The sequence below is a fragment of the Caballeronia sp. ATUFL_F2_KS9A genome, from assembly GCF_023630765.1.
GTDB lineage: Bacteria > Pseudomonadota > Gammaproteobacteria > Burkholderiales > Burkholderiaceae > Caballeronia > Caballeronia zhejiangensis.
In genome coordinates, this window is record NZ_JALQEK010000029.1 from 158657 (window position 1) to 171054 (window position 12398).

Annotated in this window: 10 protein-coding genes; 6 read left to right on the forward strand and 4 right to left on the reverse strand. The window is 66.0% G+C overall.

Annotation, left to right across the window (positions count from 1 at the left end; genetic code table 11):
- Positions 1 to 3: 3 nt before the first annotated feature.
- Positions 4 to 360 carry a hypothetical protein gene (locus NCS67_RS16405; RefSeq protein WP_008353413.1) on the reverse strand — a complete coding sequence of 119 codons (357 nt, stop codon included), beginning with the start codon at positions 358 to 360 and terminating at the stop codon, positions 4 to 6.
- A gap of 411 nt (positions 361 to 771) precedes the next feature.
- On the opposite strand from NCS67_RS16405, the gene mprF reads away from it, so the two are divergent.
- On the forward strand, positions 772 to 3366 hold the full coding sequence (gene mprF, locus NCS67_RS16410; protein ID WP_250435741.1) for a bifunctional lysylphosphatidylglycerol flippase/synthetase MprF: 2595 nt from the start codon (positions 772 to 774) through the stop codon (positions 3364 to 3366).
- Positions 3363 to 4658 carry a virulence factor family protein gene (locus tag NCS67_RS16415; protein ID WP_250435742.1) on the forward strand — a complete coding sequence of 432 codons (1296 nt, stop codon included), beginning with the start codon at positions 3363 to 3365 and terminating at the stop codon, positions 4656 to 4658. Before mprF ends, NCS67_RS16415 begins: the two co-directional genes overlap by 4 nt.
- Positions 4659 to 4676: 18 nt before the next feature.
- On the opposite strand, the gene NCS67_RS16420 is transcribed toward NCS67_RS16415, so the two are convergent.
- Both NCS67_RS16420 and NCS67_RS16425 read right to left on the reverse strand, forming a co-directional pair.
- A complete protein-coding gene (locus NCS67_RS16420; RefSeq protein ID WP_008353409.1) occupies positions 4677 to 5186 on the reverse strand; it encodes a DUF1993 domain-containing protein in 510 nt (169 codons plus the stop codon).
- 92 nt (positions 5187 to 5278) lie between these two features.
- Positions 5279 to 5464 carry an oxidoreductase-like domain-containing protein gene (locus NCS67_RS16425; protein ID WP_235366212.1) on the reverse strand — a complete coding sequence of 62 codons (186 nt, stop codon included), beginning with the start codon at positions 5462 to 5464 and terminating at the stop codon, positions 5279 to 5281.
- A 142-nt stretch (positions 5465 to 5606) separates the two neighbouring features.
- Between NCS67_RS16425 and NCS67_RS16430 the strand changes: the two genes are divergently transcribed.
- The 3 genes from NCS67_RS16430 (at position 5607) to NCS67_RS16440 (ending at position 10914) form a co-directional block, all read left to right on the forward strand.
- Positions 5607 to 8057: a penicillin acylase family protein gene (locus NCS67_RS16430; protein WP_250435743.1), complete on the forward strand. Its 2451-nt coding sequence runs from the start codon at positions 5607 to 5609 to the stop codon at positions 8055 to 8057.
- Between the two features lie 98 nt (positions 8058 to 8155).
- Entirely contained in the window at positions 8156 to 9625 is a 1470-nt protein-coding gene (locus NCS67_RS16435; RefSeq protein ID WP_034471776.1) for a M20 family metallopeptidase, read from the forward strand.
- A 179-nt stretch (positions 9626 to 9804) separates the two neighbouring features.
- Positions 9805 to 10914: a malate/lactate/ureidoglycolate dehydrogenase gene (locus NCS67_RS16440; RefSeq protein WP_008353401.1), complete on the forward strand. Its 1110-nt coding sequence runs from the start codon at positions 9805 to 9807 to the stop codon at positions 10912 to 10914.
- Positions 10915 to 10972: 58 nt separating this feature from the next.
- Here NCS67_RS16440 and NCS67_RS16445 read toward each other — a convergent pair whose 3' ends face one another.
- Positions 10973 to 11869 (reverse strand): NAD-dependent epimerase/dehydratase family protein, encoded by an 897-nt coding sequence (locus tag NCS67_RS16445; RefSeq protein ID WP_250435744.1) that lies wholly within the window; start codon positions 11867 to 11869, stop codon positions 10973 to 10975.
- A gap of 136 nt (positions 11870 to 12005) precedes the next feature.
- Between NCS67_RS16445 and NCS67_RS16450 the strand changes: the two genes are divergently transcribed.
- On the forward strand, positions 12006 to 12398 hold the full coding sequence (locus NCS67_RS16450) for a RidA family protein (protein ID WP_008353398.1): 393 nt from the start codon (positions 12006 to 12008) through the stop codon (positions 12396 to 12398).

The following is a 12398-nucleotide window of genomic DNA, read 5'->3' on the forward strand; positions in this document are numbered from 1 at the left end:
GGGTTAATCGCAGGTGTGCGTCGCGGTGACGTAGCGGCCGGCCGCCGCGATGTCGCCGTAGATCGTGTAGCCCGTGCCGTTCGCCGACGCCTGCGCGATGACGAGCACCAGCGACTGGCTCGTCAGGCCGCCGCTGGGCACGGAGACGGCCAGCGTGTCGGAGCTCGGCGAGTATTCGCGCACGCGCGGCGCGATCGGCGTCCATTTTTCCTTCACGCAGCGGATGAACTCGTACGGCTTGTACTGCGACGTGCCCGACCCGAACGGGACGGTCTTGAGCAGGGCGTCGTCGGTCGAAACGCAGGCGCTCAGGGCGCACGCGCCGATGGCGGCGAACAAGATCGATGTGGTTTTTCTCATGATTCCGATGCCTTTTTCTGTAGTATCCGCTTAAGCTACCGACCCGCGTCTATTCGATGCCCGACAAGCTTCACGGCCGTCGATCCTAACCGTTTCCCTGACAAACCGTAAAGCATGGGCGACCGCTCGTTCGTGCCGGTCGCGCTGTCCGGAACTCCGCGCCAGATCTGAAAGCAAGCTTTCGATCCGTAGTTTTCCCAATATTGGTCAAGTCGGGTCAACCATGGCCGTTATATAGGCGTTTCACACGTTGAAGCCTTTTGTATGGCGCGAGCGCGGGCGGCGGGAGCCGAAATGGCGCTCTCCGTCCGCGCGAAGTCCCGGCAATGCGTGGACCCCGATAACCTTGACGTACCGTTGCCGTCGTCGATTCGCTGACGAAACGCAGCGTGAGCCAGTTTCATAGAACGCATGTCTCGCACAAAGTTGCTCGCCCGGCTTCGCGCCATTTCCCCGATCGGACGTTTGTCCGGCGGCGTCGATCTTCAGCGGCTCGCCGCGCCCGTGCTCACGGTCGTCATCTGCGTGCTGCTGCTCGTCGTCTTCCAGCATCTTTCGCGCTCGGTCGATTACAAGTCGGTCATGCACTCGCTGCGCATGATGACGGCGCAAGCGTGGTTCGCCGCGCTGTTCGCCACCGCGCTCAGCTTCGCCGCGCTCGTCGGGCGTGACGCCGTGGGGCTGCGTCACATCGGCGTCGCGGTGCCGCGGTCTTTGTTGTGGGTCGGCGCGACGGTCGGTTCGGCGCTCGGCAACGTGACCGGTTTCGGCGCGCTGACGGGCGGCGCCGTGCGTTGCCGCGTGTACGGCGCGGCCGATGTCACGCCCGCGCAAGTCGGCCGTCTGACGATTTTCACGAGCATCACGCTCGCGCTGTCCCTCGCGTTCATGGCCGCCGCCGGCATGGTGTTCGGCGCGGAGACGCTCTCCGGCATGATGCACCTGCCGCCGGCCGCGTTGCGCGCGACCGGCGCGGCGCTGCTCGCCGTTTTCGCCGCGATGGTCATCGTCTGCGGCCGCGAGCCGCGCACTTTGCACTCGCGCTGGAAGTGGCTGTCGTTCACCGTGCCGGCGCGCCGCGATTTCGTCGCGCAGGCCGCGCTCGCCGTCGTCGACGTGTTCGGCGCCGGACTCGCGCTCTGGGCGCTCCTGCCGAATCCCCAGGTCGGCTTCGGCGAATTCATGACGGTCTTCTCGGCGGCGATGCTGCTCGGCATGATCGGCCATACGCCGGGCGGCGTCGGCGTGTTCGAGGCGGCGATGGTCTTCGCGCTCGGCGGCAGCGCACAGACGCCGGACGTCGTCGCCGCGCTGCTCGCGTATCGCGCGATCTACTTCGGCTTGCCGCTGATCCTGTCGGCCGGCGTCATGGCGGCCTTCGAAGGCCGCGCGCTGAAAGGCCGCTTCAATTTTCTGAGCCCGCATCACGTTTCGCAGCTTGCGCCGTTGTTCCTGTCGATCGTCACGTTCGCGGCAGGCTCGATGCTCGTCATCTCGGGCGCGACGCCCGCGTTCAAGATGCGTATCGCGCTGTTGCAGACCATCGTGCCGCTTTGGGTGCTGGAAAGCTCGCAACTGCTCGGCTCGGTGCTCGGCGTGCTACTGCTGTTCGTCGCGCGCGGTCTCATGCGCCGCCTCGACGCCGCCTGGTGGCTCGCGCTGATTCTCGCGGTGGCCAACCTCGCGCTGTCGCTCGCGAAAGGTCTCGCGTTCGTCGAAGTGGGCGTGCTCGCGTTTCTCGTCGTGCTGCTCGTCCTGACGCGCGAGCGCTTCAATCGCCGTTCATCGCTCTTCGCCGAGCGTTTCACCGCGACGTGGCTCATTTCGATCGGCGTCGTGATGGCGCTCGCCGTGTGGATCATGTTCTTCGCCTTCCGCGACGTGCCTTATAGCCGCGATCTCTGGTGGCAGTTCGCATTCGACGAGCGCGCCCCGCGTGCGCTGCGCGCGACGCTCGCGGCGGCGCTGTTCGCGTCCGCGTTCGCGGTGTGGCAACTGCTGCGCCCGGCGGCGGGCCGCTTCGTGAAGCCCGCGCCGCAGGATCTCGCCGATGCCGCACGCATCCTGCGCGCGCAGGAACGCAGCGACGCCGGCCTCGCGATGATGGGTGACAAGAGCTTCCTCTTCTCCGAGTCGCGCGAAGCCTTTCTGATGTACGCGAAACACGGCCGCACGTGGGCCGCGCTGCACGATCCGGTCGGTCCGCGCCGCGAGTGGGCCGAACTGATCCGCAAGTTCGTCGAGCTCGCGCACGCGCACAACGGCCGCGCGGCGTTCTATCAGGTGCGCGCCGATGCGCTGCCGCTCTATCTCGACGCCGGCCTCACGCTGATGAAGCTCGGCGAGGAAGCGCATGTCGCTCTGTCCGACTTCGATCTGAAGGGCTCGCATCGCTCGCATTTGCGCTATGCGATCAAACGCGGCGAGCGCGACGGTCTGGACACGGAAGTCATCGGACCGGAGCGCATCGGAGCAAGCATGCCGATGTTGCGCGCCATCTCCGACGACTGGCTCGGCAGCCGCTCGGCGCGCGAGAAGAGCTTCTCGGTCGCGGCGTTCAACGAGGAATACCTCGCGGCGCAGTCGGTGCTGCTCGTGCGCCAGCAGGGCGAGCCGGTCGCGTTCGTCACTTTCATGACGACCGACATGAACACCGAAGCGACCGTCGGCGTGATGCGCCATGTTTCGGCCGCGTCACCCTATGCGATGGAATATCTCTTCACCAAGCTCGCGCTGCATCTGAAGGAAGCGGGTTTCAAGTCGCTGTCGCTCGGCATTGCGCCGCTGTCGGGCATGGAGCCGACGCCGCTCGCATCGCCGTGGCATCGGATGGCCGGACTGGTGTGGCGCTTCGGCGGCCGTTTCTACAACTTCCGCGGTCTGCGCGGATTCAAAAGCAAGTTCCAGCCGCGCTGGGAGCCGCGCTATCTGGCGGCGTCCGGCTCGGTCGGCGTATTTTTCACTTTGGCGGATCTTTCGCTCCTCGCGGGCGGCTGGCGTTCATGAAATTCCTTTGCAAGAAAGCGGCGGCGCTCGTGGTGGCCGCCGTCTGTGGTGTGTCCGTGACGGGTATGGCGCATGCCGCCGAGTCGATCTCCGGCGGACGTTACGGTCAAGTCCAACTCACGAAGCCTGCGGGCGACATGACCGGCTTCGTCGTGCTGTTTTCCGAGAAGAGCGGCTGGACGCCGGCCGATCAGCAGGCCGCCGATGCGCTCGCCGCCAAGGGCGCGATGGTCATCGGCGTCGACACGCCGCGCTATGCCGCGCGCCTCGCCGCCGACAAGACCGAGAAGTCCTGCCACAACCTCGTCGGCGATGCGGAAAACATGAGCCATCAGCTCGAACGCACCGTTCAGTCGAATCGATATTTTTCGCCGATTCTCGTCGGCACCGGGCAGGGCGCGATGGTCGCGGAAAGCGCGCTGAAGCAGGCGCCGGACAACACCGTCGCGGGCGCGGTCTCGCTTGCGGCCGACCCGATGCTCGACCCGCGTTTCAATCCGTGCGCGCCGGATGCGACCATCATCCACGCAAAGGGTTTGCCGGGCTTCTTCGAATACACGGCCGTGCTGGAAGCGAACCGCTCGAAGGCCGACGCGCTCGTCGCGATGACGGCGCCGCGTCTGAAAAAAGCCGGGCGTCCGACCGAGAACGATGTCTCCGATCTCCCGCTGATCGAACTGCGCGCCGCGCAACCGACCGACTTGCTGGCGATCGTGATTTCCGGCGACGGCGGCTGGCGCGATCTCGACAAAACGATGGCGCTGGCGCTGCAACGCGATGGCGTGTCGGTGATCGGCGTCGACTCGCTGCGTTACTTCTGGAGCGAGAAGTCGCCGCAGCAAACCGCCGACGATTTGGCGCGAATCATCCGCACGTACAACGCGCGCTGGCATACGAGCCATGTCGCGCTCGTCGGCTATTCGTTCGGCGCGGACGTGATGCCGTTCGCGTACAACCGTCTGCCGGACGCAGTCCGCGCGCAGGTGTCGTATATCTCGCTGATGGGCTTCGCGCCCGACGCCGACTTCCAGATCCGCGTGACGGGCTGGCTCGGCATGAAGGCGAGCGACAAGGCGCTGAAGGTGCGGCCGGAATTCGACAAACTGCCGCCATCGATGGTGCAGTGCATCTACGGCGCGAACGAAGAAGACACGCTGTGTCCCGCGCTGACGAAGACGGGCATCGAAGTGGTGAAGCTGCCGGGCGATCATCACTTCGGCGGCGACTACGATGTGCTCGCGCGGCGGATTCTCGCGGGCTGGCGCAAGCAGATCGCGGCGCGGCAGCAATAGCGCAGCGCCGCGACCGGCTTACTTGAGCGGGCCGAGATAATCCCGCTTGCCGATCGGCGCGCCGAGATGGCGCAGGATGTCGTGGGTCGTGACGACGTGGAAATAGAAGTTCGGCAAGCCGAAGCCGAACAGATAATCGTCGCCTGAGAACGACGGCGAGAAATCCGGGAATTTCAGCGTGACGGTGCGCGTTTCGCAGCCGGCGAGCGAAGCCTTGTCGATGCTCTTCAGGAACGCGATCGTCTTCTCGATGCGCGCCTGCAGCGCCGGAAAGCTGTCCTCGTTGTCCTCGAAGCGCGGCGCCTCGATGCCCGCGAGACGCGCCGCCGAGAGCTTCGCCGTGTCGCTCGCGCGCTGGATCTGCGCGGCGAGCGGCAGCATGTCGGGCGCGAGGCGCGCGTTGATCACATCGGCGTGAGCGAGGCCTTTTTCATCGGCGAAGGCGGCGCCTTTCTTCAGCAGATCCGCGCAGACTTCGAGTCCGCGAATGAAGACCGGAATCGATGCGCGATACATCGTGAGGGACATGGGTTGCGCTCCTTGAGGTTCGGATTCGACAGCGACAGGGGTCACAAGCATAGCGCCGCGCCCGGTTGCCTGCTCGAATCGGCCGGAGTCACTCACGAACGGGAAGCCTGCGCATGCCGCGCTTCCCACGCGCGCACGTCCGCCTCGTAGCGCTCCAGCGCTTCCCTGTACAACTCGAACACGCACTGATTGCAGCCGCTGCGGCAGCAGTCTTCCGGCAGCGGACGCTCGGGCGGCGTCGGGCGAGGATCGTCGGCGGGGTGGGATGGATCGTTCATCGCTTCATTGTGCATCGGCTTCGCTGAGCGGACGCGGGCGGCTAGACTTTGGCTGCGGCGCGCGTCATGCGCAATGCGATACTGCGCGCGGGGCGGCGATTGCGCCCCGTCATCACGTCGATCGGATCGAGGAACTCACGCGATGAATCAGATCGTCAGCCTTGCGATCTCCGCTGCGCTCGCGAGCGCTTTGCTTGGCGGCTGCGCGGCGCCCGGCCAGCAGCCGGAGTCCGGCGCTCAAACAGCCTGGCACGCCGAAATCCGCCGCACGCAGGACGGCATTCCGCATATCCGAGCGGCCGATTGGGGCAGCCTCGGCTTCGGTTTCGGCTACGCGCAGGCGCAGGACAATCTCTGCACGCTCGCCGATGGCTTCGTCACGTATCGCGGCGAGCGCTCGGCGTATTTCGGCGCGGATGCACGCCCGACGTCGGCGGCGACGTTCGGTCAGCCGCGCAATATCGACGCCGATTTCTTCTTTCGTCTGGTCGGCGATCAGGCGGCCGTCGAGCGTTACCGCGCGGCGCAATCGCCCGAATTGCGCGATCTCATCGACGGCTTCGCGAACGGCTACGACCGCTATCTCGACGGCCTCAACGCCGGCAAATTTCCCGAGGCACATGCGGCGTGCCGGGGCAAGCCGTGGGTCGACAAGATCAGCGCCGACGATATCTACCTGCGTCTGATCGCGGCGAATCTCGCGGGCGGCTCGGCGCGTTTCGTGACGCCGATCGCGCTGGCGCATCCGCCGAAACCGGGCGCGGCGGCCCCGCGCGGCGACAACGCCGACGCCGACACCGCGCGTACCGCGCTCGAGTCGCTGCGGTTTCCGATCGGCGAAAATCCGGGCGTCGGCAGCAATGCGCTCGCGTTCGGCGCGCAGATCACGCGCGACCGGCGCAGCATCCTGTTCGGCAATCCGCACTGGTTCTGGCGCGGCCCGGACCGTTTCTATCAGGCGCAACTGACGATTCCCGGCCAGATGAACGTCGCGGGCGTGTCCTTTCTCGGCGTGCCGCTGATCGTCCTCGGCTTCAACGAAAACATCGCGTGGACGCATACGGTGTCGAGCGCGCGGCGTTTCGGCATCTTTCAGTTGACGCTCGATCCCGCCGATCCGACGCGCTATCTCGTCGATGGCCAGAGCGAAGCGATGACGCCCGTGCCGCTCACCGTGCGCGCGCGCCGCGCCGACGGCACGTATGAGTCCGTGTCGCGCACGCTGTACAGGACGCGCTTCGGGCCGGTCGTCGATCTGTCCGCGATGGCGCAAGGCCTCGGCTGGACCGCGCAAACCGCCTTCGCGATCGCGGACGTGAACGCCGACAACACGCGCGCCTTTCAGAACTTCTTCGCGTGGAATCAGGCGCGCTCGCTCGCCGATTTCATGACGATCCAGAAGCGCTACGCCGGCATGCCGTGGGTCAACACGTTCGCGATCGGTCGCGACGACGTGCGCGTCTGGTTCGCGGACATCGGCCCGATCCCGAACGTGCCTGACGCGCTCGCGCAATCGTGCACGCCGCCCGCCGGACGCGCGTTCGCGGCCCGCGCGCCGGGCGTGCCGTTCCTCGACGGCTCGAAAAGCGCGTGCGCGTGGCGCGTCGATGCGACGAGCGCGCAGCCGGGCGCGTTGCCGCTGGAGCAACTGCCGAGCGCCGTGCGCGGCGACTACGTCGGCAACTTCAACGACAGCTACTGGCTCACCAATGCGAATGCGCCGATGTCTGGCTATCCGCGTATTGCGGGCGCGGCGCGCGTCGAACAATCGCTGCGCACGCGCTACGGCCATCTGCTCGCGGCGCGTCTGCAGCGCGAACGCGGCGGCGTGACGCGCGAGGCGCTCGAATCGGCGGTGCTCGAGACGCACTCGATGTCCGAGCGGCTGTTCCGCCGGCCGCTGCTCGACGCCGTGTGCACGGTGAATGAAGCGGGCGGGCCGCTGCACGAAGCCTGCGAGGTGTTGCGCAAGTGGAACGGCACGGCGGATATCGACGCGCGCGGCGCGAACCTGTGGGACGAGTTCTGGCAGCGCGCGATGCAGATCGCGCCCGAGCGCCTGTACGAATCCGGCTTCGATCCGAACAAGCCGCTCGCGACGCCGGGCGGCTTCAACATCGACAATCCTGCCGTCGTGCAGGACTTGCGTCAGGCGCTGGGCGGCGCGGCGCTCGCGCTGAAGCTGAACGGCTTCGCGCTCGATTCGCGGCGCGGCGACATCCTCTACACGACGCGCAACGGCGCGCGCGTGCCGCTTTACGGCGGCTGCGACGAAGCGGGCTATTTCACGATCGTCTGCGCGCGGCGTCCGCTCGATCCGAAGGGCTATCCGATGGACTCAAGCGGCCAGGGCGACAGCTACGTGCAAGTCGTCACCTTCGGCGAAAACGGCGTCGAAGCCGACACGATGCTGTCGCACTCCGAATCGGACGATCCGGCATCGCCCCATTCGGGCGACGCGACGCGCGCGTTCGCGGCGAAACGCTGGGCGCGCTTTCCCTTCACCGAACAGTCGATCGACTCCGATCCGGCGGTGACGCGCGTCGTCGTTTCGGGAACGCGCGACGGAGGGCCGGGCGCGCCGAAACGTTGAAAAAAGTCGCGGAAAACGTGCGCGCGCGGCGCGGCGGCGGTCGAACCGCGGGCAAATCCCGTCTATGATGGAAGTTTGCCTCGAAGGGAAACACGGTCATGACTATCGGCGACAGCACGCATCACGACGAAGCAGTACGGCTCGATTCCGTCGCGCTGCGGGATTTCGTGGATCGCAAATGGAATGACGAAATCGTGCCCGCGCTGACGGACTACATCGCCGTGCCCGCGAAAAGCCCGATGTTCGACAGCGACTGGGCGCGTCACGGCTTCATCGAACGCGTGGTCACGGACGCCGTCGACTGGATCAGGACGCAGCCGGTCAAAGGCCTGAAGGTCGAAATCGTCCGCTTGCCGGAGCGCACGCCGGTCATTTTCTTCGAAGCCCCCGCCACGCGCTCGGGCAGCACCGAAACAGTCGTGCTGTATGGCCATTTGGACAAGCAGCCGGAATTCGAAGGCTGGCGCAGCGATCTCGGTCCGTGGACGCCCAAGCTCGAAGACGACAAACTGTACGGCCGCGGCGGCGCCGACGACGGCTACGCGACCTACGCGAGCATCACCGCGCTGGCGGCGCTGGATGCGCAGGGCGTCGAGCGTCCGCGTTGCGTGGGCATCATCGAGACGTGCGAGGAATCGGGCAGCTACGATCTTTTGCCGTATATCGATGCCTTGCGCGACCGGCTCGGCGATGTCGGCCTCGTGATCTGTCTCGATTCGGGCGCGGGCAATTACGATCAGCTCTGGCTCACGACGTCCCTGCGCGGCCTCGTCGCCGGCGATCTCGAAGTGCAGGTGCTGGACGAGGGCATTCACTCGGGCGGCTATGGCGGCATCGCGCCGTCGGCATTTCGAATCTTGCGGCAACTGTTCGAGCGCCTCGAAGATTCGAGCACCGGCAATCTGCTGCCGGAAAGTTTTCATTGCCCGATTCCGATGCTGCGCCGGCGCGAAGCCGAAATGACCGCGCGCATTCTCGGCGACGATGTCTGGAAGAAGCTGCCGTGGGCGTGCGGCGCCGATGGCGGCAGCGTTCTGCCCACGACGACCGATCCGCGCGAGGCACTGCTCAATTCGACCTGGCGGCCGTCGCTCACGGTGACGGGCGCGTCGGGCCTGCCGCCGCTGGCCGATGCCGGCAACGTGCTTGCGCCGCGCACGGCGTTCAAGCTGTCGCTGCGCTTGCCGCCGCTCGTCGACGCTGCCAGTGCGATCGTCCGCCTGCAGCGGCTGCTCGAAATGGATCCGCCGTACAACGCCAAGGTGACGTTCAAGCCCGAAGCGGGCGCGGCGACGGGCTGGAATGCGCCGGATCTCGCGCCGTGGCTGCGCTCGTCGCTGAATGAGGCGTCGAAACGGCACTTCGGCGCGGATGTCGCATACATCGGGCAGGGCGGCACGATTCCGCTGATGAATACGCTCAAGGAAGGCTTCCCGCGCTCGCAATTCATGGTGTGCGGCGTGCTCGGTCCGAAATCGAACGCGCACGGTCCGAACGAATTCCTGCACGTGCCGTACGCGAAGAAGCTGACGGCGTCGGTGGCCGAGGTCATCGCGGCAGCGCCCTGAGGCCGGACGGCCGAACTTCTGTCTGGAGAAAGCCCGGTTCGTCCGGGCTTTTTTTCGGCCGATTTCAGCGATTTCGTAAAAACAAAGTGGTAAGGCCAGTTGATCGTCTGTAAAGTGATAATCCGCGCGCATCTCGAAAAGCAGAGCGCGAGCCATCAACTATGGAGACGAGTGTCGCAATGAATGCATCCCCCACGTCCACCCCATCCGCCACTGAACGGCGCATCGCCGCCGACACGCTGCACGCGTACGTCCGCGCCATCTGGGAGTCGGCCGGCAGCGCGCCGCGCGAGGCGGAACTGGTCGCGGATCACCTCGTGATGTCGAACCTTTCGGGCCACGATTCCCACGGCGTCGGCATGATCCCGCGCTATGTCGCGTCGCTCTCCGAAGGTCAGTTGCAGCTCAACACGCACGCCGAAATCGTGCGCGATGCGGGCGCGGTGCTGACCGTCGACGGCCGCAAGGGCTTCGGTCAGGTCGTCGCCTACGAGGCGATGGAGCACGGCATCGAGCGCGCGAAGAAGCTCGGCGTATGCGCGGTCGGCTTGCGCAACGCGCACCACATCGGGCGTATCGGCCACTGGGCGGAACAGTGCGCGAAGGCCGGACTCGTATCGTTCCACTTCGTGAACGTGGCGGGCGATCCGCTCGTCGCGCCCTTCGGCGGCATCGACCGGCGCTTCGGCACGAATCCGTTCTGCGCGGCCTATCCGCGCGACGGCAAGAGCCCGCTCGTGCTCGATTTCGCGACGGCGGGCATCGCGTACGGCAAGACGCGCGTCGCCTACAACAAGGGCGTAAAGGTCGCGCCGGGCATGTTGCTCGATCATGAGGGCAAGCCGACGATCGAGCCGAAGGTGATGCACGAGGAGCCGTTCGGCTCGCTCACCGCGTTCGGCCTGCACAAGGGTTCGGGCCTGGCCGCGCTGTGCGAGATCTTCGGCGGCGCGCTCTCGGGCGGCTACACGACGCACGAAGAGACGCTGGAGAAATCGAGTGCGATCATCAACTGCATGACTTCGGTGATCGTCGATCCGAACGCGTTCGATGCGCCCGCCGCGCAAGCAGAGGCCGAAGCGTTCCTCGAATGGATGAAGGCGTCGCCGCGCGCGGAAGGCGTCGATGCGATCTACGCGCCGGGCGAGCCGGAAGAGGCGCGTCGTGCGGACCGCGGCGCGAACGGCATCGCAATCGATCCGACGACGTGGCAGCAAATCCGCGATTCGGCGACGAAATCGGGCATGCCGGAAGCGGAAATCGAAAAGTTCGCGGCCGCGCTGCAGTAATTGCGCGAAGCGGTAGCCGCGGCAAATTGGTCAAGCCAATTTGCCGCGCGAACTTCACTCAAGCAGTCAATTCCGTTTCGATCCATTCGACCACCGACGTGCGCGACGGCTGCCAGCCCAGAATCTCGCGGGTGCGCTTGCTGCGCACGCGGCTGTTCGAGCCGAGGCCGTACGAGGCCATCTCGTAGCCCCATTCCTTGATCGCTTCTTCGAGCGGCCAGTCTTCCGGCCCGCGCAGATCGAGCGCCTTCGCCATCGCGACGGTCATGTCGCGGAATTGCGCGTCGCCGCTTTCGACGAAGTAGAACGTGCCCGCAGGCGACTTTTCGAGCGCGAGCCGATAGATGGTCACCACATCGTCGATATGCACGTTCGACCAGATGTTGAGGCCACGCCCCACATGGCGCACGATGCCGCTCTTGCGCGCCTGTCGTTCCAGACGCGGCAACTGCACGCTCGCGGTATCGCGCACCGCGCCGTGGCCGTAGATCAGCGTGTTGCAGAGCACCGTCGAGCGCACGCCACGCTTGGCGGCGTCGAGCACGAGATTGTCGATCGCTACGCGCGGCGCCTTGTCGGGCGTCGGCTCCGGCAGGTCGTCCTCGGTATAGATCTTCTCCGATGCCTCGCCGCCCGATGCGTCACCGACGATGCTCGATCCGCTCGTATGCAGGAACGGCTTGTTCGTGCCTTCGAGCGCGCCGATCAGCGTTTCGACCGCGCCGCGATGATCGCTGCTCGCCGCGTTGATGACGGCATCGGCCGCGTGCGCTTCGGCGGCGAGCAAGGCCGCGTCGTCGAGACTGCCGATCACCGGTTCGATGTTCAGGCGTTTCAGTTCGTCGGCCTGTTCCGCGCGACGGATGAGGCCGCGCACGCGATGTCCGTCCCGCGCGAGTCCCGCCGCGATCGAGCCGCCGATGAAACCGCCCGCGCCCGTGATGAAAACGTCCATGTTCTTGCTCCGTTGAAGTTCAAACTGCGATGAACACAGTATGAGCCGCTTCGACTTTCGCAAAAACGGTGATAGTCTCAAATGAAACTTGACTCGGAATCAATAATCCGAGGCCATCCACCCAACGCGACCGACGATGCCACCGATCGAACTCATCAACGCTCCGGGCCTGCCGATTCCCGCCGGACACTACAGCCACGCGACGCGCGCCGGCAATCTCGTCTGCGTTTCGGGTCAATTGCCGATGCGCGCGGACGGCACGCATACCGGCGATCTCCCGTTCGACGAGCAGGCCGAACAGACGCTTTCGAATCTGCGCACCGTGCTCGAAGCCGCGGGTGCGAGCCTCGCGGATTGCATCGAGGTGACGGTGTATCTCGTCGGCGTCGAACACTGGAAAGCGTTCAACGAGATCTACGCGCGTCACTTCGGCGCCTGGAAACCGGCACGCGCCGTCGTGCCGGTCGGCGCGCTGCACTACGGCTATCTGCTGGAAATTTCCGCGCGAGCGTGGGTCGAACGCGTCTAG

Excerpts from the sequence above, each read along its gene's own strand:
- NCS67_RS16420 (WP_008353409.1), bottom strand. The coding sequence starts at position 5,186 with ATGTCCCTCACGATGTATCGCGCATCGATTCCGGTCTTCATTCGCGGA.
- mprF (WP_250435741.1), top strand. The coding sequence starts at position 772 with ATGTCTCGCACAAAGTTGCTCGCCCGGCTTCGCGCCATTTCCCCGATC.
- NCS67_RS16440 (WP_008353401.1), top strand. The coding sequence starts at position 9,805 with ATGAATGCATCCCCCACGTCCACCCCATCCGCCACTGAACGGCGCATC.
- NCS67_RS16415 (WP_250435742.1), top strand. The coding sequence starts at position 3,363 with ATGAAATTCCTTTGCAAGAAAGCGGCGGCGCTCGTGGTGGCCGCCGTC.
- NCS67_RS16405 (WP_008353413.1), bottom strand. The coding sequence starts at position 360 with ATGAGAAAAACCACATCGATCTTGTTCGCCGCCATCGGCGCGTGCGCC.
- NCS67_RS16445 (WP_250435744.1), bottom strand. The coding sequence starts at position 11,869 with ATGGACGTTTTCATCACGGGCGCGGGCGGTTTCATCGGCGGCTCGATC.
- NCS67_RS16430 (WP_250435743.1), top strand. The coding sequence starts at position 5,607 with ATGAATCAGATCGTCAGCCTTGCGATCTCCGCTGCGCTCGCGAGCGCT.
- NCS67_RS16450 (WP_008353398.1), top strand. The coding sequence starts at position 12,006 with ATGCCACCGATCGAACTCATCAACGCTCCGGGCCTGCCGATTCCCGCC.
- NCS67_RS16435 (WP_034471776.1), top strand. The coding sequence starts at position 8,156 with ATGACTATCGGCGACAGCACGCATCACGACGAAGCAGTACGGCTCGAT.
- NCS67_RS16425 (WP_235366212.1), bottom strand. The coding sequence starts at position 5,464 with ATGAACGATCCATCCCACCCCGCCGACGATCCTCGCCCGACGCCGCCC.